Raw genomic sequence first — 20444 nt, forward strand, 5'->3', positions numbered from 1 at the left:
TTTAAAAGTTAAATCCTAAACTAAATGTAAAACGACTTCCATCGTCTCCATTGAATAGCGCTAAATTTGCAGTAAACATATCTAAACCACTAAGCCAAAAAGATCCACCATAACTTGAATTCCATGTGTTAGAAGTGGGAGCAAAAGGACTCCACACTTTACCATAATCAAACGCACCAGTTACTCCAACACGCATTGGTATAAACGTTTTAAAGCTTCCTAAACGTAAACGTAAATCATTTGAATGATAAAAACTCTCTGTACCTGTAAAACGCTGATTATTATATCCTCTTAAGCTTCTATTTCCTCCTAGGCTAGATGCATGGTAAATTTCAAATCGATTCTTAAAGTTAATATGACTTCCAACTTCTGTAGCGTACACTAAACTTCTGTTAGGAACTAAATTTTGATAAATAGCTAAAGAAGTTTTTAAATATCCGAAATGACGATCTGTATTATCAGCATTCATTTTAGCTCCCATCGTTACATCGAAATTCATTCCTTTTGTTGGAAAGCTATTATTATCTGTTCTGTTGTGATTAAAACTAACTTCTCCACCTACAAAGTAGTTTCTATCAAAAATATTTGTAACTCCATTTGTGAAGTTTGTAATGTTTCTTCCTGGAGTATTGTCAACTTTAATCGCTTCAAAAGTTCCGGTTAATTTTACTGTACTTCCCCAGTTAAAACGTCTTATTAAAGAAGGAAAAACTAATAATTCTTCACGTTTTACTCTATAAAAGTCTAAATCATTATTTTGATCAAATTCAGATTCATTTCCAAACCCAAAGAAGTTAAAAGAGTAATTACTACTTGTGGCTCTAGCCTTTACTTCTAAACTCCAATTGCCAATAAACTCAGTAAACTCACCAGTATAATTAATATCAAAACCACTTGTGCTAGAATAATAGTTTGCTGTTAAATTATGCTGATTGTCAAAAGGTCTTTTCTTAAAACCGTAGCGCGTATGAGTAACATTTACACCAAAGAAGAAACCATCATCTGGGTTAGCTCCTAAACTTGGAAAAACAAGTGTTGTATTATTTTCAATATCTCTATGATTGTAAGTGTTTTTAAAATAATTGTCTTCTCTTAAATCATCAGCTTCTTGTCCGTTTACAGTGTTTTTCTTTGAAATATAATCGTAAACCTTTGTCATTTTACTATTTCCTTCGACTGAAGAATTGTCTTCGTAAAGATCGTTGTTGTGTCCTCCAATTAAACGTAATAAGATTCCTTCTTTAACATGACCAGAAATAAAAAATTGATCTTTTCCATTTAAACCATAAAGTTGAATTTCCTTAGTTTCACTGGTTTTGAAAATTCTGCTAAAAAATTTATTTTGTTTTCTTAAGATTTCAATGCTAGTCTCATCGTCGTTCAAACGTTTAATAATAAAGATGTCGTCTTTGTCTGTACCAACTATTTGAACTTTCTTAGCTTGTTTAGCATAATATTTTCTAGCAAAAGATTCTAATTTATCTCTTCTAGATTTAATTTTAGCAATCAACTCTTTTCCGTCTATATCGTAAATGCTTTTAGGGAATTGTTGAATTGATTTTTCAATAACCTCATCAGTAAGATTTTCTTGAATGTATTTTACTTCCTTCAACCAGTCGTCAAGAGTTAATTGATTTAAGAATTCAGCATCAAAGAAACGAGGATAATTATTATACCATTTCATGTCTCTAATGTCATAATCCATAGTTTGCATGTTTTTGATTAATGGCGTATTTAACTTTAATACTGGAATCAAAACTCCATCAAACTTAGAAAATGGCTGATCTCTATCTCTTGGAATAGGTCTGTAATATTTTTTTCCATCTTTAGTTTCAAATCGAGCAAAACGCCATTGATCTTCATGACGATCCCAGTCTCCGATGACCATATCAAATAATCGAGAACGTACCGTAAAACTTTGATCAACTGTATGTTTTCCGTTTTTCCTGATTTTTTCTAGCATATCGTATGTACTGATGATTTTTTCAGAGTTTCCAAAAGAATCAACATCTTCACGATTCCCAGCTGGCCTTTCTTCTAACAGATATAAACCACCGCCAAAAATATCGTTATACATACCTAAAGCAGGTTGTTTGGGCATGTAATATAATTTCGGATTTGTATGATAAATTCCTGCAGCTTCAGCCATATCTGGAATTACAAAAGCAGCATACGGATGTGACATGGTAAAAATATCTTGAACTACATCAACTAAGAAAGTACCTTTTAAAACGCCACCCATAATTCTACTTCCGTCTTTATACATAGAACGGAGTACGTATTGTTTTCCTTCAGGATTTTGTAGTCTCAAAGAGTTGGTTTGATTTCCACCACCACGACGTATTGGTTTTAAACCTCCAAAAACGTTATCCAATTCTAAAACAGGAACACTAATTTCTTTACCATATTTTTCACGGTTTAAATCTCCCCACATGAATTTGTGAAAACCAGAAACATTTACTGCGTTTTTGGTATATAATGAAGTTGTAACTTCTTTTTTATGTTGTTCAAATTCAGAAAAGTCAAAATTTGTTTTCCTCTTAATTGGATCGATAATTTGTTCGCTGAATAAAAGTTTATTTTTGTCTTTTTCATTAGCGGCATAATATTCCACTATGGCAGAACCATCCTCATAAAAGTTTAATCTAGCATAACCATAATTTCCATAAGTAAATTTAGCTCCGTATCCAGCTAGAGCAGGAGACTGTTTAGAACCAGAACCACTAACAATTTGTTTAAATCCGTTATTTTCTATGTATTGTAAATTATGTTCATGTCCGCTTACAAAAACAATATTGTTTTTAAAATCATTAGCGATAGTTTCTATTTGACGAACAAGATCACTGTATTGTTTATGGAAATTATCTGTTTGAATTCCCGCATGTGAGCGTAACATATTTTTGAAGGTTCCTAAAATAGGAGCGGGACTCATGTGATCTTTAAAAGAAAAACTTCCTCCGTGTGGTCCATTAGAATACATCGGATGATGCATCGCAACAACAACATTTTTATATCTATTCTTTTTAAATAAGCTCCAAAGTTCTTCAATAAAACGTTCTCTAGTTTTAATATCACAGTTGTCGTTTATTTTTGGTTCTTTATCCCAGTTTGTAATAAACCATTTACTGTCAATTGTGATTAATGTAAGATTATCGTTGATGTTTACTTTATCTAAACCACAACCATTTTCTGGTAAAAAAGTATTTTTTCCTAGAGCTTTTTCTACAAGTTTTTCCTGTCTTTTTAATCCGTCTACACTATTATACCAATCATGATTACCAGGAATAAAAATTGTCTTTCCTTTATTTTTCTTTGCAGCTTCGGTTTGAACCTCTAAACGATACTTTGAAAGTTTATAATCTTTGTGATCTTTAGGGTAAATTCCAACAGGATATACATTATCCCCTAAAAATATAGCTGTACTATTTTCATCAGCATTAATTAGTTCTTTTTCAAAATATGTTAATGAAGGAAGTTTTCCGCCATAATTTTTCACGTTACCGGCATCTCCAATTAAATAGAAAGAATATGTAGGTTTTTTCTCGGTGATTTTTTTAGGTACGTAGTTTTTAACATCGTACTTTGCTTTATAGCTGGCACAACCATATATGCACATAAAAATTATGGCTAAAACAAAGAATTTCTTCATAGTAGTAGAGTTATTCCTAACAAAAGTACAAATTAGTTTACAGATGCTTGAAGTAAAACAATATGTGTGTTTTTCATCTTAAAATAAAAGCTAATTTTTTGCAAATAAAAAGTGGTTTGCGTCAATAAATCAACTTTTACTCGGTATTCAGGATATTCTTAGTTTAATTTTCTGAAGTCTTAAAAAAAGCCTCTTAAATGAATTATAAGAGACTTGAGAGTATTTTTTTAAATTAAGAACTACATGATAGCATAGAGCAACCTATTTTATGTCGTGCCCAATCTGGTCGCTTAGTAAACCATTTTTCATATTCAGGTTGATCATCGTAAGGTTTCTTTAGCATTTGGTATAATTCGTCAATTAATTCATAATTTCCTTTATCAGCATCATCAATTGCTAATTGTGCAATGTAATTTCTTAGCACATATTTTGGATTAATAGAATTCATTTTAACTTTTCTTTCATCATCTTCAATAGTTTCATTTTGTAATACTTCAATGTAATTATTCATCCAATCTTTCCACTGCAATAAAACTTCTCCTTGTAAAGCTTCTTCGTTATAATATGCGTACGTTATTTTTTCTATAGCCTTAGCAGTTGTATCACTTTTTGAAATTGAAGCTAAATTCCTAAAGAAGATAGTATAATCCGTTTCTATAAGTTGTAAAGCCTTTTCTAAAGATGAAATAAGTTCAACATAATCTCCATTGATAGAAAGACCAAGTTTTTGCATCATCATTTTAGAATACTGCTCAATATATAATCCTTCAAAAGTATCTAGAACTTCTTGAAGTGGTTCTACTTCATTAATCAAAGGATATAACGCATTTGCCAATTTGAATAAATTCCACATACAAATGTAGGGTTGATTGCCAAATTTATAACGTCGATGTTGTGCATCAGTAGTATTAGGAGTCCACTCATAATCAAAATCTTCTAACCAGCCATATGGACCATAATCAATAGTTAATCCTAAGATAGACATGTTATCAGTATTCATTACACCATGAACAAATCCAACACGTTGCCAGTGGACTACCATTTCAATAGTTCGATCTCTAACAGCAGTTAGAAAATCTAGATATTTTTGTTTTCCTTCTGAAGTAATTTCAGGATAGAAATGTTTAATAGTATAATCTGTAAGCAATTGCAGTGTTTCATGATTCTGACGAGCAGCTAAAATTTCAAAATTTCCAAAACGAATAAAACTAGGCGCAACTCTACACACTACAGCTCCTTTTTCGTAATCTGGATTTCCATTATACATCACATCACGTAACACTTGATCTCCAGTTAAACTCAACGATAAAGATCGTGTAGTTGGTACACCTAAATGATGCATAGCTTCGCTACACAAATGTTCACGAATAGAAGAACGAAGTACAGCCAGTCCGTCTGCCGTTCTAGAATATGGAGTTTCACCAGCACCTTTTAATTGTAATGCCCAATGTTCATTATTATAATCAATTTCAAAAAGGTTAATCGCTCTACCGTCACCTAATTGTCCAGCCCAATTCCCGAATTGATGTCCGCCATAGCACATGGCATACGAATGTGTGTTTTCTAAAACTTTATTTCCAGTAAAAATCGACAAAAACTCATCCGATGTTGTGTCTTCTTTAGTCAAACCTAAATGTTCGAGTAAAGTTTCCGATACATGTAAAAGTTCTGGTTTTGCTGTTTTTTTAGGTGTAACATAAGAAAAGCAAGCATCAACAACTTGCCTTCTTGTGTTTTCTAAAGTTTTATCTGCTGGAAGCGAATTGCTAAATGTATTGTTAATATTAAAAATCATAGATTTTTATTGAAATAATACATAAAGATACTTCTTTAATCTATTAAACTAGATTCAAAATACGCTTTGTTTTCTAAAGTTTTATGAACTGGACATTTTGCAGCGATTTCTAATAAACGAGCTCTTTGTTTTTCGTCTAAATCACCAACCAGTTTTATTTTTTTTGTAAAATGGTCGTGTCTGTTGATTCCTTCTGAAGTTATTCCTAATTCTTCACTAGATTTTTTTACACGAGTAACATATACAAATACTTCTTGTAAATCCCACTGTTTTCTATTGGCATACATTTTAAGTGTCATTGTAGTACACGCAATTAAAGCAGCATTAAGATAATCGAAAGGAGAAGGACCAAAATCGTCTCCACCAACACTAGCAGGTTCATCAGCAATTAAACTATGGTTGCTAGTTTGAATTTTTGTGGTGAAATTATCTTCAATTAAATTCAAATGTCCAACAGCTTGTTCTTGAGCTGAGTCTAAGTTTACTTTTGATTTTTTAGGAAAATAACGTTGTACCCAAGCCCCAATAACATTACCCGCATATTTACTATCTTCTGGATTGGTTAATAAATGATCTGCATTATCTAACGTTACAAAACTTTTTGGATGATGTGCATTATGGTATATTTTCTCAGCATTTTTAATACCCACAACAGTATCTATTGGTGAATGAAGAATCAAAATTGGTTTTCTTAATTCTTTTACAATACTTGGTAAATCTGTTTTCGTAAAATTATCAACAAACTCTTTATTAATTTTAAAAGGTCTTCCTCCAATATTCACATTTACTTCTCCCTTTTGCTCTACTTCGTGAATTCCGTGAGAGAATAAATGCGTTACATGTTCTACATCTGCTGGCGCACCAATTGTTGCTATAGCTTTTACAGAAGTTAATTCTGCTGCTGCAGTAAGCACAGCTGCACCACCTAGAGAATGCCCAACTAATAAAGAAGGAGCTTCAAAATTAGTGTTCATATATTCACTTACCGCAATAAGATCGGCAACATTTGCAGAAAAATGACTTTCATGAAATTCACCTTCACTTTTACCTAAACCTGTAAAATCGAAACGAACAACTCCAAAACCATAATTCGTAAGTGTTCTGCTGATATTTTTTACAGCACTTAAAGAACTAGTACATGTAAAACAATGTGCGAAAATGGCAAAGAAATCAGGTTTTTGATTTGCTGGTAATTCTAAAAAAGCATTTAAAATTTGTCCTTTACTGTTAGGTATTTTCAGTTTAGATCTTTTCATGAAGTAATATTTTATTTACAGGTTTTATGTCGAGTTGAATAATGATTACTTACTAAAAAGAAAACTAGCATTTATTTCAATTTATCACCATATAATTTTCTAAGCTTAGAAAGCTTAGGAGTAATCACAAAATTGCAATAGCCTTGTTCTTTGTTGTTTTCATAGTAGTTTTGATGATAATCTTCTGCTGGATAGAAAATTGGCATTTCACTTACTTCAGTAACTATTGGATTATCAAAGTAAGGTTGTACTTGTTTTACAACTTCTTCGGTAATGCTTTTTTCTTCTTCATTCTGATAGTAAATAACAGAACGGTATTGAGTACCAACATCTGCTCCTTGACGATTTAGCGTTGTAGGATCATGAGTAGTCATAAAAATGATTAAAATTTCCTGAAAAGAAATTACATCAGGTTGATAAGTAATCTGAATCACTTCTGCATGTCCTGTTAAGCCAGAGCAAATTTCTCTGTATGTTGGATGTCCAGGAGCGTTTCCACCTGCATAACCAGAAACTACTTTTTCAACACCTTTTACTTGATTAAAAATGGCTTCAGTACACCAAAAACATCCACCGCCAACTGTAGCTATTTTAGTTTTCATCGTCTAATTGAATTGATAAAGAATTTACACAATAACGTAAACCACTAGGTTCTGGTCCGTCTGGGAAAACATGACCTAAATGAGAATCACAAGTATTACAAACAATCTCAACACGAATCATTCCATGTGAAGAATCTTTGTGATATTTAATAGCGTTCTCTTTTATTGGCTGAGTAAAACTTGGCCAACCAGAACTAGAATCAAATTTTATTGAAGAATCAAATAAAGGAGTGCCGCAACAAGCACAACTATATTTTCCTTCAGTAAATGAAGTACAATGTTCTCCACTAAAAGGTCTTTCAGTTCCTTTTAATCGAGTAATCATAAATTGTTCAGGAGAAAGGATTTCTTTCCATTCTTCATCTGTTTTCTCAACTCTTTTATCTGGAGTTGGGTTACCATCAACGGTAAAGTGTATAATATTTTTCCAAGTAAGCATAAGTATAAGTCGAAATAATACAAGAAACCTTGCGTTATAAAAATTGCTAAAGTTTAGTTACTTTTACTAAACTAAATTACGGATTTATGAGCACTCTTCTAGAAAAAGCAGAAAGTTTTGTGATGAATATTTTAAATGAAAAACTAGACAAGAAACTAGTTTATCATAGTTTATCGCATACACTTCGTGTAGTTGAAAAATCGTCAGAGTTAGCAGAAGAAGCAAAATTATCAGAAAATGATAAAGAGTGTTTGGTTTTAGCAGCTTGGTTTCATGATACAGGATTTACGGTTGATCCTAACAATCATGAAGCAGAAAGTGTAGTTATAGCATCTGATTTTTTATCGAAAGAAGGCGTAGAAGGGAATATGATAAATACTATCGGGAAAACTATTCTGGCAACAAAAATGGATGTTGAGCCTGTTTCAGAATTAGAAAAACTAATAAAAGATGCAGATTGTTCTCATTTAGGAAGTAAAAAGTATAATGAGTTTTCTCAATTACTTCACAAAGAAGTGGAATTGTTGACTAATTCAAAGATTAAAGAGACAGATTGGATAAAGAAGAATATTAATTTTTTGACTAGCGGACATCGTTTTTATACAGATATCGCAGTAAAAAAATGGGAGAAGCAAAAGTCCAAGAATTTAGCTCAACTTTTAAAAACTGAAAAGAAAATTAAGAGAGAACAAAAGAAGTTATCTCAGAAGAAAGCAGAACTTCAGTTTAAAAAAAATAAGGTAGAATTACCAGAAAGAGGAATTGAAACCATGTTTCGTGTTGCTTTAAGAAATCATATTACTTTAAGTGATATTGCTGATACGAAAGCCAATATTTTACTGTCGGTAAATGCGATTATTATTTCTATGGCGTTATCTACATTAATTCCGAAGTTAGATAATCCTTCTAATGGATATTTAATTATACCAACAATTATTTTTGTTGTTTTTACAGTGATATCTATTATACTTTCAATTTTAGCAACAAGACCAAATGTTACCCAAGGAAAATTTAGTAAAGAAGATATTGCAAATAAAAAAGTGAATTTGATTTTCTTTGGAAATTTTCATAAAATGAGTTTACAAGAGTTTGAATGGGGAATGAGTGAAATGATGAAAGATCGTGATTATTTATATGGTTCTTTAACTAAAGATTTGTATTTCTTAGGTTTAGTATTGAATAGAAAATATAATTTACTACGAACTACGTATACAGTATTTATGATTGGAATTATTGTAAGCGTTATTACATTTGCGTTAGCTTTTTATAATCAAACTACAGGAACTGTTCCTGTAGCATAATTCTAACTTTTCACCATAAAAGTTTTTTAAAAATATCGCTTTAAAGTGTAGGGTAGATTTCAATTGAATTGTATTACATGAGTAATAATTTAAAATAATTTTCATGAAATTCATTAAAAACCTATTCGTAATTAATTTAGCATTAATTTTATTTGTTTCTTGTAACGATGACGATTCTAACGTTTTAAATCCAGATAATGGTTCTGCTTCTTGCCAGGCTGTAGATTTTACTATTTCAGAAAATGTAGGCCTAGATTTAAAATTTGAAGCTGAAAAAAAGGATGACTACACCTATACTTTTCAGGTAAATCAAAAAGATGCAACTGGAAAATTGAGTGAAGCTAAAGACACTAGCCAAGGAGAGAATTCATTTGTTTGGGGAATTGGAGAAGGAGAATATACGGTTTGTTTAACTGTGGCAATTGCAAATAACAATTGTACTCCAGAAAAAACGTGTAAAACATTAGTTGTAACAGCAAAAAATGTAACGGACTTTAATAAGCCTGAAACTGAAAAAACTGTTGTATTTAAAGACAACGATGGAAACTATAAATTAAGGTTTTTAGATAAAGACGGAAAAGAAGTAAACTAGTTCATAAAATTCTAAATTTAAATAAGCTCTTCAATTTGAAGAGCTTATTTTGTCTTATAAATAAAAATTATAACTTTTTAATTAGTTCATCCACAGTTAGTAAAGGTTTTTCTGGTTCTTCTTCATTATACATAACTTCTACTCGAATTGCTTTCAATCCAGAAACTCCTTGTAAATCTTCTAATTCTAAAATTTCTACTTTTCCTAATTGATTTTTAGATTGTAAGTATTTAATATATTTTAAATATTCCTCAGCATCTTTATCTTGAGAATAAACGATAGCGATCTTTCCTGGTGTTGTTAAACGTTCTGTAGTTCCTTTTATATGAGCTTTATCAATTCTCTTTTTTATAATTTCATAACGAATATTGTAAGCGCCATCTACATCAAATTGTTTTTCATCCATTCTAAATTCAATAGCAAGCGGATTGCTATGAACTAAAATTAAAGAAGCAACGCGTAAATCATGATCTAAATCTTTTCTCAAATTATAGGCAACATTTTCCATTTCGTAAGTGGTTTGTAGTTGCCACAATCTTAGATTGTATAAGTATAAAGAATCGTATTTTTTTTCTTTAGTAATGGATTGTCCGATATACATATTATATTCTACACCATCTGTTTTGTAACGTTCAAAATAATGTGGAAATATTTTTTGGGCTTCATCTTGCTTTTTATCAATGAATTTAGCCAGTTTATCGTTTAATTTAGTAACGCTATTTTCGTAATCTTTCCTTTTTTCATAAACGACCTGTAGATTCTCATCTAATTGATTGATATAATCATCAACAAGTTGAGTTAACTCATCATTAATTTCTTTGATATGATTAAAAACAGGATAAATTTCACGTTTCAAGAAGTCTAAAATTGCAACTTCATCACCAGCCTTCATTCCATCTTCGACTTCTATTAAGTAGGCTTTTACTCTATACATTAGTTCATCATATATAGGTAAAGTTTCAGTGAAGCAAGCTTCATTTAAAACATGTATAGCAGATTTTAGCTGTTTTGTTAAATCTTGTTTTATGGCTAAGTTTCGAGCTATTGAAGAACCTTTAATATCAGATTGTCCGTATAGAGGATATACTTCTTGAAATGTTATTTTTTCAATTTTAGCATCTTCTTCTTGATCTAAGAGAGCGTTCTGATAGTTTTCAGCAGCTTCATAAAAACGCCATTTTACTGAAGGATGAATAGAAGTATAATACTCTTGAATAGTAGCTTCTAAAATATTTAAATATTCTTCTGAATTTCGCTCAGCAGCAGCCTTAAACATTGGGACAATATCTTTTAGTTTTTGCTTGTTCACAGAGTTTAATTCATAAGTCCTAGGCGAAGCCATTTCAAGTAATAATAAATCTTGATTGTTAGCTGTTTTAATAGGGATAAGAATGATACTTTTTATCCCTTTTTTTTCTAAGTTTTCTGAAAATTTATTACCACCGGATGATTTCTTGTATTTGTCAGTATCAGAAATCACAATACTTTCGTTTTTTATAAATATTTTATCAATAACATAATCACAAAAGTATTTTTTGCAGGTAATATTTGTTTCTTGAGTCAATAAAACACTTTCAGATCTTTTCACTTTAACTGAACCTTCGTTTATTTTACTGATGTCGAAAAAAGAATACCCAACTTTTAAATCTCCAATTCCAAAGAAATTTCTTAGGTTATCTCTTATTTTTTCAGTTATCGTATTATCATCTGGACCTATTAAATTATTTTGAATTGAATTTATAGTTTCGTCAGCTGTAACATCAAAAAGATTCATGATACCAAAGCCTTTGAAAATATAGGAGTTTGGTGGGAATTTTTCTTTCCAAATATCAATATTACCAAAATTATCAAGTAATAATTTGATATCTTCTTCTGTAATCTTTGGAGCATTTTCTGTAGCAGTAATTTCCATGAAATCACCATTAAAAGCTACGCGATAATGTTTAATAAGATCTATTGTTTTATCTGGAATATCAAAATAAAAAGGGCGTTTTAAATCTACATGATAATTGTAAATTGAAGATAAAATGAGTGTACATGCATAAATATACATGGCATCTTGTTCAAAATTTCTCACTTTAAATTCATAATCTTCTCCAGCATTATTCAGAATATTTTCGAAGCGTTCTGTAAATTTAAAACAAGTAAAAGAGAATGGAATTGTTGCTGCTTTAATTTCATTAGTTGTTAAAATTTCAGGAAACAACGGATCGAGAACTAAGTTTATAATCTCTTCATATTTTTGAAGTAAAGTAAAATCTGAAAATCCATTAATAAGTTCAGGAACTTTATCAATTTCTTCTACCATATTCACGGCAGCAGCATGAAAAGGATGTGTTTTGTATTGAGCATCAGTGTATTTCTCAAAAAGATCATACACCTTTTTAAAACTAATATTTATATGTAACGGTAGTTCTAAATCAACATTATCATGGAAACTTCTAATAGTCATCTTCACCTCTTTTTGTAATTGCAAAATTACGAAATGTATTTTTTAGTCGTGTTGATCTATGACAACTTGCAGATTTTGAATAAAAAAAGCCATCTTTAAAAGATGGCTTTTGTATGTTTTTTAATCGAAATCATAATTTCTGACTTCTCCTTTTTTACCAAGACTGTTGAATTTCCAACTGAATCCGAGCATGAAATATTGTTGAAGTACAGTACTTTCAGAATCTTCAATATAGTTTCCAACGACACTTCTCTGTGCATTGGTGTTCTGATTTAGTACATCATAAGCTTTTAATGTAATTGTACCTTTATCTTTTAATATCGAATAAGCTAATGTTGAATTCCAAAACCAAGCTGATCTATTAAAGCCAATGACATTTGGATTAAATGTGTAACGAATATCATTTCTCCATTCTAACTTTTTAGGAACATTAGTTCTGGTTCTAATACGAAGTGAATGTCTTGTAAAATTCTGGTCAGCAATATTATTTACATTGAAACGTGTATTAGTGAAGGCAACTTCATAGTTTGGTGTAATTACTATTTTTTTCTTCCAATTAAATTCAAAACCAATTCTAGGTGTAATAGAATTTGTTTTTGTAACATTTTCAATTTCATTTAATATGTTAATACTTTTTGAACCATTAAATCTTAATCCAGTTCTTATATTAAATGTAGATGCAGAATCTAATTTTATTCCTCTGTTATAACTACCACCTCCATAATAACTATATATACCATCAGCATTTACATAAGTAGTTGTTCTAACTAAATCATCACCAATTGTTGTTTTATTTACAATCTGATTATTGATGAAGTTTGCGCCACCCCAAAAGAAAAAACCAGTTCTTTTTTGCCAGTTGTATTTATTGAAGTTAGCAAAAATTCTATGATCTTGACTTGGTTTTAAGTTTGGGTTACCCGATACAATATTAGAAGGATTAGAAACATCTGTAAAAGGTTGTAACTGAGTAATTCCAGGAGCATTATTGTCTAGATTATATCCAATGTATACTCTAGCTTTAGAAGGGAAACGGTAACGCATATTAGCATCTATCGTAACATTATTAAAATCTTTATTTAAGCTTAAGTTTGGTCTTAAAATATCTTGATTTTCTAATGTTCTCATGGTTTGACCAATATCGAAATCTAAGTTAAATGATTTGGTATCATATGTAATTCCAACTAAAGGTGTTTTAGTAATATCATTGAATGTAAAGTTTGTACTTAAATCAGTATTGAAATTTGTGAAGTCCTGAGTTGTATTATCAAAGTCAAAAGTACTTTCTACTCTAGTTCTTTCGTCTATTCTGTAACGATAATTTAAGTTAACGAATAGTTTTTTAGCGATAATTGGTTGGCGATAAGATAAACGAGTTCTAAATCCGTTTAAATCACTAGTAATATCTGTTTTTTGATCTCTAATTTCTGTATTAGCATTTGTTCCAAAAGTTTCTATAGTAGAATTGTTAAAATCTTCTCCTTCTGTTTGATCTATTTGATTGGTAATAGACGCTTTAATAAATCCTCCTTTGCTACCAAATCTTTTAGTGATATCAATTGTGTTTTGAAAGTTTTTAGCTTCAGCATTAGAAACAGCACTACTTGTAAATCTGTTGGTAAGCACCCTATTTTCATCTAAACTTTCATCAGATTGTGTAAAGCTAGAGCTTCTATCGTTAAACGTAAATCGAGGTGTAACATTGATTAAGAAGGTAGAGTCAATTTCAATATCTAAATCAGTATCAAAACTATGATTATCATTTTCTGTAGTACTATTAGAATTAGAATTTGTAAAATAACGTAATTCTCTAGTTTGACCAGGATTATTTTGATCTTGTACCTGTACGGTATACTCTCTATTACTTCTATTTAAATTTTCTGAATTACTTCCAGAGTAAAAATAATTCGCGTTAAGATCAACTCCATTTCCATATTCATCAGCGTAGGTAGCTCCTCCAGTTCTAGACGTTATAATACCTTGTCCGCCACCAAAATTTCTTCCTCCAACAGAAAATTGTCCATTTCCAAAGAAACTTACATTGTTTGAATTACCAAACATTTTAGTGATTTCCCCAAAACTAAATCCAGGAGAGTTAATATTATTAGTTCCAGCTAAAACACTAAAACGAGTATTATTATCGAATCGATTTACTATCGTGGCAGCCTCATAACGTTCGTCTGTTCCTCCACCAGCTGCAACTCTACCAAACCAACCTTTGTTGTTTTCTTCCTTAATGGTAAGATTAATAGTCTTATTGTTAGCATCTCCTTTTTCACCAGAAAATGCCTCTGATTTAGATTTTGTATCAGTAATTTGAACTTTTTCTATAATTTCTTTGGTAAGATTTTTAGTTGCAATTGTTGGATCATTTCCAAAGAAAGGTTTTCCGTTAACTAAAATCTTGTTTACTGCTTTTCCATTTACTGTAATTTGACCTTGTTCATCAACTTCTACACCAGGTAATTTCTTCAAGAGATCTTCTACATTAGCATCTTTTTTAGTTTTAAAAGATTTTACATTAAATTCTAAAGTATCTTTTTTAATAGTGATAGGTGCTCTAGATTTAATCACAACTTCATTTAAGAGATTAGATTCTTCTTTTAAAGCTATGGTGCCTAAATCGATATTAGCATCTTTAGTAAGAATAATAGGTTTACTGTATTCATCCATTCCAATAAATGAAATAAACAACTTTACTTTTTTGCTATATACCTTTCCTTCTAACGAGAAAAAACCTTTATCATCAGATATAGTATAAGATAAAACTGTGCTATCTTTTTCTTTTTCTAAGTGAATAGTTGCTGCTTCAATTGGTGTTTTTTCTTTGTCGGATTTAATCGTACCCGAAATTTTAAACTTGTAAGATTGTGCCTGAATTGTGGTAGATAAAATCAGAACAAAAATTAATAATATTTTTTTCATGTGTCCCCTGTTAGTTTTTTTCAGTCGCCAAAAATATTAGACTTGATTTAGTAGAAAAAAAGAAATGTAATGAATTGTGTTTTTTATGTGGTCAGTTGTTTATAATTAAGTAATTAGAATTATTAATTCATAATAGTTTATAAACTCTCTTTTTTCATAACATTATAGTTTTATCAACAAACCCGCGACAAAAGAACAAAAAAAACTAATGTTATAAAGTTAATATAAGTTAACAATGGTTAATGAATGTTAATTTTTGAATTATTGCTTTGAAAAAATAATAAAATTTAAATTTTATGTTAAAAAAAAGGTGTTTTCATGAATAATTAGGGTTTTTTCATCTAATTCTTTGAGATTTTTTTGAATTTATAATAAATGCTTATATATTTGTTCTGTTGATATAAATAAAGTAACATACCCCCCAGCATGAAAGTTCTATACAGTTCTATTCTGGTGTTATTTATTTCTTTTTCCGTTTTTTCACAATCTAAAGAAGATTATAAAAGTACACTAGACCTCGTTAAAAAAGCATTTAACGAAAAAAAATCCACACTCTTACACGCTAAGTTTGACTCGAAACTACAAAAAGAGTTAGAAGCAAAAGCGTTTGCCAAATCAATAGATAGTTTACATGATGAAAAAGGTAACATATCTACTTATGAGTTGATTATGGAAGATGATAAAGAGAAAAATTATCTTGTTGAATTTGAAAATGGTTCGATGTTGATAGTTTTATATCTCTCGCCTAACGGTTCAATTTCAAAATTCCATATTAAAGACTACTAATTACTTATGTATAAATACAACATTATGAGAAAAGGACTACGTAATATAGCTCTTACTTTTATTTTATTGATGACTGTGAATTTTATTTATGGTCAAAATAAATTTGGAGCTCTTACATATAACAAAGCTATTAACATTTCAGGTAAACAAAGAATGTTAACACAAAGAATGGGTAAGATTTACCTTTATCTTTTAACAAATCCTAATGATTTTAAAGCGAAGAAAGATTTAAAAATCACTAAGATAATTTTTGAAAAGCAAAATAATATTTTACAGAAAAATAGTGCTTCAGATTTAACTAAAGAACGTATTAGCGAAGTAAAGGAAACTTGGGAAAAGTACAAGAAGTTTTTAGCCTCAGAGCCTAATAAAGATGATGCAGTAAAAATTGTAAATACGAATTCTACTATTTTAAAATATGCGAATAACGTAGTTAATGCAATTATTTTAGAATCTAAAGGAAAAATTAATTCAAATGATTCTTTTGTAGAAGAAGAAGATTCTGAATTAAAACAGATTATAAATAAAGCAGGTAGGCAACGTATGTTGTCACAGCGTTTAGCATTGTATTATTATGCTAATAAATCAGATTTGAAAACTCCTAAAAGCGAACGAAATTTAAAGAGTGTTTTTACAGAGTTAGATAATGCTTTAAATGACTTATTGATCTCAAGTTTTAATAACGATAGAATTGATGAATCTTTAGGTGAAGTATCAGCTTTATGGGAATCAGTATCTTCTAACAAGGATCGCTTGTTTAAACAAGGATACGAAGACTCTGAGATGTATAAATTAAGTAACCAATTAACCAAAACGTTTAATAAAATTACCAATTTGTATGAAAAGGTAAGAATAGAATAAAAAATTTTAGATCATCAATCTAAAATCAGTTGAATCTTTTTAGGTTCATTAATCATTAGTTTAAAAATCATACCCCCCAATATTATGAGACCAAAAAACTATCTAACATTTTGTTTTGCATTAGTTTTCACGATAACTTTTGCGCAAAATAATGTATGTACTAGCTCAGACCATGAAATTGAAGATTTAAATAGTATCGGAAAATGTGCTATTGAACACTTCAAAAAGTCAAAAAAGAAAGAATACGTGGCCATATCTACACGTAGTAGAGTCGTTAGAAGAAGGAAATCAAATAACATTCTAAAGCTTAAAAAGAATATTAAAGCAATTTCTAAGCAAAAAACTATCGTTGAACGTAATGAAAAGAGACAAAACACACTGTTAGCAAATAATACTAGTAGTGAGCAACTTTTGAAAAGTTATGTTAGGTTTGATCAAGTTACAGACCAACCAGTTTTTATTACTTGTTCTGATAATTCTATATCTGATCAAGAAGAATGTATAAAAGAAACGATATCTAATAATATACTAGAGAATTTAATATACCCGTTTGACGCTGCTTCTGAGGGAATAGAAGGTAGAGTCTGGGTTCGATTTATAGTAGATCAAGAAGGATACGTGAAAAACATCACAACTTCTGGACCAGAAAAAGGTGAATTATTAGAAAAAGAAGCTAAGCGTTTGGTTAATCTTTTACCTAAGTTTATTCCAGGGAAACAAAACGAAAACTATGTTAATGTAGAATATTTTATACCAATTGATTTTGAACTAGAAGATTAAAATCAATTGGTATAAATTGATTTTTAGTATTTACTTCTGACGGAAATAAATACTAATAGGAACACCATTAAAATTATAATGTTCACGCAATTGATTTTCTACAAACCTTCGGTATGGATCTCTTATGTATTGAGGAAGATTTGCAAAAAAAGCAAACTGAGGTGTATGCGTTGGTAATTGCATACAATATTTTATTTTTATAAACTTACCTTTTGTTGCTGGAGGTGGCGTTTGTTGCATGATCTCCAACATGGTTTCATTAAGTTTACTCGTTTGTATTTTACGTTTTCTGTTCTCATGAACTTCTACAGCAGTTTCTATAGCTTTAAAAATTCTTTGCTTTGTTAAAGCTGAGATAAATACGATAGGAACATCTGTAAAAGGCTCTATTGTTTTACGTATTTTATTTTCGAAATCACGCATAGTATTGGTTTCTTTATCAACCAAATCCCATTTGTTGACTAAAATAACAACACCTTTTCTGTTTTTTTCAGCAAGCCAAAATATCTTTTCATCTTGTCCTTCAAAACCACGAGTTGCATCTACCATAACAATAGCAATGTCACAATATTCGATAGCTCTAACAGCTCTCATTACTGAGTAAAACTCTAAATCTTCTTTAACTTTCGATTTTTTACGAATTCCAGCAGTATCAACCAGATTAAATTCAAATCCAAAACGATTGTATTTAGTATCAATAGAATCTCTTGTAGTTCCAGCGATATTAGTAACAATATTTCTGTCTTCACCAATTAACGCATTAATAAAAGAAGATTTACCCGCATTTGGTCTACCTACTACAGCAAAACGAGGTAATTCATCAATCACTTCATCATCTTCTGAAGGCGTTGGAATTTCTTCAGCAATAGCATCTAATAAATCACCAGTTCCACTTCCGTTAACAGAGGAAATAGTGTGATAATCACCTAAACCTAAGTTGTAGAATTCCACAGCATCAGCAGCACGCATAGCGTTATCTACTTTATTAACTGCGATAAACAAAGGTTTGTCTACTTGGCGTAGAATTTTAGCAACAGCATCATCCATAGGAGTGATCCCTTGTTCAACATCTACAACAAACAAAATAATATCAGCTTCATCGATAGCTAACTGAACTTGTTTTCTAATCTCTCCTTCAAAAATATCATCTGATCCTACGATGTATCCACCAGTATCAATTACAGAGAATTCTTTTCCATTCCATTCAGATTTTCCATAATGACGGTCTCTCGTTACACCGCTTACAGAATCTACAATGGCTTCTCTTCTTTTAATTAATCTGTTGAATAATGTAGATTTCCCTACATTAGGTCTTCCTACAATGGCTACAATACTATTCATGCTGCAAAGGTAGCGTTTCTATAAAATAAAACAACTATTGAAGTGCATCAATAGTTGTTTTTTATGAATACGTAAAAGAGTTCTTATTTTACATTCTGATAGATACTTACAGTTCCACTATCTTCATTTGAAACCAATACTAAGTCTTTTCCATTAGGACTGTCTGCTGCAGGAATAACTAATAGACCTTCTGGTGCTTCGTCTCCTTCATGAGATAAGATCGATAAAAATATCGGTGCAGTAGGCGTTGTAATATCATAAACTAATACCTGATCAGTTCTTTCTAAACCAACAAAAAGAATATATCTTTCATTACCAATGTTTAATACTTCTACCGCTTCTGGTTCTGCTCCTTTATCATCACTTCTTTTATCTTCATCGTTAAATCTTGCTGGAGTTAATTCTAAAGTTTTACGAGCAATACTATTACCACTATCGTAAACTAAAGTTCCATTTTCAGACCAAATACTGAACGAACGAGCTCCGTAAGAGTATAATTTATCATAATCGCCATCGCCATCAGTATCACCTAAATCTAATGCAATTTTTAATCTACCTAAATCTTCTTCTTTTTGTAAATCAGCTGCATTAGGAAAAGCAGTTGGATCTAAATCAATTTTTTTGATTCTTTTTTCGTTTACAAAAACATCTTCGTCATCGTCTTCTGTATCTGTTCCTTTATCGTCAATGTATTCTCTAGCATCACCTTCGTTAGCAGAAATAATATATCCAACTCCGTTAATATTTACATAAGTAATCGCATCTGGTTGATACATTCCGTAAACCGGAACACTTCTTAATTCAGTTTTACCATCTTCATTACTAGGATCGATTTCGTTTCCTGCTTGGCTATAATCTTTAAAACCTAAAGGGTAAATTGCTTCAATCGATTTTGAAACTAAATTTACTTTAGCAATACCATTGTTTTCTTGTAAAGAAACCCAAGCCGTTTTAGAATCGTCTGAAATAGCTATGTATTCAGGTTCAACATCTGTAGCTAAATTAGCATTGGGGCCGAATACTCTAAACCCATTAGCTTCTAAAGAGGCTTCTTGTCCATTAAATGCATTAAAGTCTAATGTTGTTACTTGGCTGTTTTCAATCTCAATAATACTTACACTACCTTCAGGATCATTTGTGTATAAAGCATTTGGTTCTCCTTCATTAGCGCAAACTAATAATTTACCATCTTTAGAAAAAGTAACCATGTCTGGTAATGCTCCAACTGTGTAAGTATTCATTAAAGTATTATTTTCTGCATTATATAAAGCAATTTTCCCATTGTTTTGTTTTACTTCATCTTCTAAAGCAATAGCAATTTTACCGTCATAAGCAGAAATACTATTTGGAGCACCACTCATTACAGGGATAGAAGAAACTTGTTGAGGTGCAACTAAATTTTCAATATTATAAACAGAAATTTCTTTTGATTCAGCATTTACAACAAATAACTTTTTTGTTTTTTTATCGTATGCTGAAATTTCAGCAGCTCCTTCACCACCTACACTAATGGAACTTAAATATTGAAAATTCACAGTTGTATCTACTGGAGTAGGAATTGGATCTGTAGTTTTATCATCGTCACAGCTTACTAAATTTAAAGCAAGCACCAACAATAAAGTTTTAAATAAATTTGTCATGGTTGATAATTTTGACAAAACTTAT

General features: G+C 30.5%; 14 protein-coding genes. 5 read left to right on the forward strand and 9 right to left on the reverse strand.

Translation table 11 applies throughout. From position 1 onward, the window contains the following. Position 1 precedes the first annotated feature (1 nt). From AQ1685_RS02990 to msrB, 5 genes are all read right to left on the reverse strand, one after another. Positions 2–3649 (reverse strand): metallophosphoesterase, encoded by a 3648-nt coding sequence (locus AQ1685_RS02990; protein WP_095069318.1) that lies wholly within the window; start codon positions 3647–3649, stop codon positions 2–4. A 232-nt stretch (positions 3650–3881) separates the two neighbouring features. Further along, the gene (locus tag AQ1685_RS02995; protein WP_095069319.1) at positions 3882–5444 is read right to left on the reverse strand and encodes a protein adenylyltransferase SelO; all 1563 of its coding nucleotides are present in this window, start codon (positions 5442–5444) and stop codon (positions 3882–3884) included. 35 nt (positions 5445–5479) lie between these two features. After that, positions 5480–6700, reverse strand: coding sequence for a bifunctional alpha/beta hydrolase/OsmC family protein (locus AQ1685_RS03000; RefSeq protein WP_095069322.1), 1221 nt, complete (start codon positions 6698–6700; stop codon positions 5480–5482). A 71-nt stretch (positions 6701–6771) separates the two neighbouring features. After that, positions 6772–7302, reverse strand: coding sequence for a peptide-methionine (S)-S-oxide reductase MsrA (gene msrA / locus AQ1685_RS03005; RefSeq protein WP_095069325.1), 531 nt, complete (start codon positions 7300–7302; stop codon positions 6772–6774). After that, positions 7292–7741 carry a peptide-methionine (R)-S-oxide reductase MsrB gene (gene msrB / locus AQ1685_RS03010; protein ID WP_095069326.1) on the reverse strand — a complete coding sequence of 150 codons (450 nt, stop codon included), beginning with the start codon at positions 7739–7741 and terminating at the stop codon, positions 7292–7294. Before msrB ends, msrA begins: the two co-directional genes overlap by 11 nt. Before the next feature lie 86 nt (positions 7742–7827). Here msrB and AQ1685_RS03015 point away from each other — a divergent pair, with 86 nt between their 5' ends. Continuing rightward, entirely contained in the window at positions 7828–9042 is a 1215-nt protein-coding gene (locus AQ1685_RS03015; protein ID WP_095069328.1) for a Pycsar system effector family protein, read from the forward strand. Positions 9043–9145: 103 nt separating this feature from the next. After that, the gene (locus AQ1685_RS03020) at positions 9146–9634 is read left to right on the forward strand and encodes a hypothetical protein (protein ID WP_095069330.1); all 489 of its coding nucleotides are present in this window, start codon (positions 9146–9148) and stop codon (positions 9632–9634) included. A gap of 67 nt (positions 9635–9701) precedes the next feature. Here the strand turns inward: AQ1685_RS03020 and AQ1685_RS03025 are convergent, their stop codons facing one another. Further along, positions 9702–12086, reverse strand: coding sequence for a GAF domain-containing protein (locus AQ1685_RS03025; RefSeq protein ID WP_095069332.1), 2385 nt, complete (start codon positions 12084–12086; stop codon positions 9702–9704). A 120-nt stretch (positions 12087–12206) separates the two neighbouring features. Further along, positions 12207–15011, reverse strand: coding sequence for an outer membrane beta-barrel protein (locus AQ1685_RS03030; protein WP_095069334.1), 2805 nt, complete (start codon positions 15009–15011; stop codon positions 12207–12209). 426 nt (positions 15012–15437) lie between these two features. Here AQ1685_RS03030 and AQ1685_RS03035 point away from each other — a divergent pair, with 426 nt between their 5' ends. From AQ1685_RS03035 to AQ1685_RS03045, 3 genes are all read left to right on the forward strand, one after another. Then, the gene (locus AQ1685_RS03035; RefSeq protein WP_095069336.1) at positions 15438–15797 is read left to right on the forward strand and encodes a hypothetical protein; all 360 of its coding nucleotides are present in this window, start codon (positions 15438–15440) and stop codon (positions 15795–15797) included. A gap of 24 nt (positions 15798–15821) precedes the next feature. Then, positions 15822–16658, forward strand: coding sequence for a type IV pili methyl-accepting chemotaxis transducer N-terminal domain-containing protein (locus tag AQ1685_RS03040; RefSeq protein ID WP_162288548.1), 837 nt, complete (start codon positions 15822–15824; stop codon positions 16656–16658). Between the two features lie 84 nt (positions 16659–16742). Next, the gene (locus tag AQ1685_RS03045) at positions 16743–17438 is read left to right on the forward strand and encodes an energy transducer TonB (protein WP_095069340.1); all 696 of its coding nucleotides are present in this window, start codon (positions 16743–16745) and stop codon (positions 17436–17438) included. 30 nt (positions 17439–17468) lie between these two features. Here the strand turns inward: AQ1685_RS03045 and der are convergent, their stop codons facing one another. Further along, entirely contained in the window at positions 17469–18779 is a 1311-nt protein-coding gene (der, locus tag AQ1685_RS03050) for a ribosome biogenesis GTPase Der (RefSeq protein WP_095069341.1), read from the reverse strand. 83 nt (positions 18780–18862) lie between these two features. Then, positions 18863–20419, reverse strand: a complete 1557-nt coding sequence (locus tag AQ1685_RS03055; protein ID WP_095069342.1) for a choice-of-anchor I family protein — start codon at positions 20417–20419, stop codon at positions 18863–18865. Positions 20420–20444 lie beyond the last annotated feature (25 nt).

This window comes from Tenacibaculum jejuense (assembly GCF_900198195.1).
GTDB classification, from domain to species: Bacteria; Bacteroidota; Bacteroidia; order Flavobacteriales; family Flavobacteriaceae; genus Polaribacter; species Polaribacter jejuensis.

Bases quoted from the DNA above. Each gene is read 5' to 3' on its own strand.
- AQ1685_RS02990 (WP_095069318.1), bottom strand. From the start codon at position 3,649: ATGAAGAAATTCTTTGTTTTAGCCATAATTTTTATGTGCATATATGGT.
- AQ1685_RS02995 (WP_095069319.1), bottom strand. From the start codon at position 5,444: ATGATTTTTAATATTAACAATACATTTAGCAATTCGCTTCCAGCAGAT.
- AQ1685_RS03000 (WP_095069322.1), bottom strand. From the start codon at position 6,700: ATGAAAAGATCTAAACTGAAAATACCTAACAGTAAAGGACAAATTTTA.
- msrA (WP_095069325.1), bottom strand. From the start codon at position 7,302: ATGAAAACTAAAATAGCTACAGTTGGCGGTGGATGTTTTTGGTGTACT.
- msrB (WP_095069326.1), bottom strand. From the start codon at position 7,741: ATGCTTACTTGGAAAAATATTATACACTTTACCGTTGATGGTAACCCA.
- AQ1685_RS03015 (WP_095069328.1), top strand. From the start codon at position 7,828: ATGAGCACTCTTCTAGAAAAAGCAGAAAGTTTTGTGATGAATATTTTA.
- AQ1685_RS03020 (WP_095069330.1), top strand. From the start codon at position 9,146: ATGAAATTCATTAAAAACCTATTCGTAATTAATTTAGCATTAATTTTA.
- AQ1685_RS03025 (WP_095069332.1), bottom strand. From the start codon at position 12,086: ATGACTATTAGAAGTTTCCATGATAATGTTGATTTAGAACTACCGTTA.
- AQ1685_RS03030 (WP_095069334.1), bottom strand. From the start codon at position 15,011: ATGAAAAAAATATTATTAATTTTTGTTCTGATTTTATCTACCACAATT.
- AQ1685_RS03035 (WP_095069336.1), top strand. From the start codon at position 15,438: ATGAAAGTTCTATACAGTTCTATTCTGGTGTTATTTATTTCTTTTTCC.
- AQ1685_RS03040 (WP_162288548.1), top strand. From the start codon at position 15,822: ATGAGAAAAGGACTACGTAATATAGCTCTTACTTTTATTTTATTGATG.
- AQ1685_RS03045 (WP_095069340.1), top strand. From the start codon at position 16,743: ATGAGACCAAAAAACTATCTAACATTTTGTTTTGCATTAGTTTTCACG.
- der (WP_095069341.1), bottom strand. From the start codon at position 18,779: ATGAATAGTATTGTAGCCATTGTAGGAAGACCTAATGTAGGGAAATCT.
- AQ1685_RS03055 (WP_095069342.1), bottom strand. From the start codon at position 20,419: ATGACAAATTTATTTAAAACTTTATTGTTGGTGCTTGCTTTAAATTTA.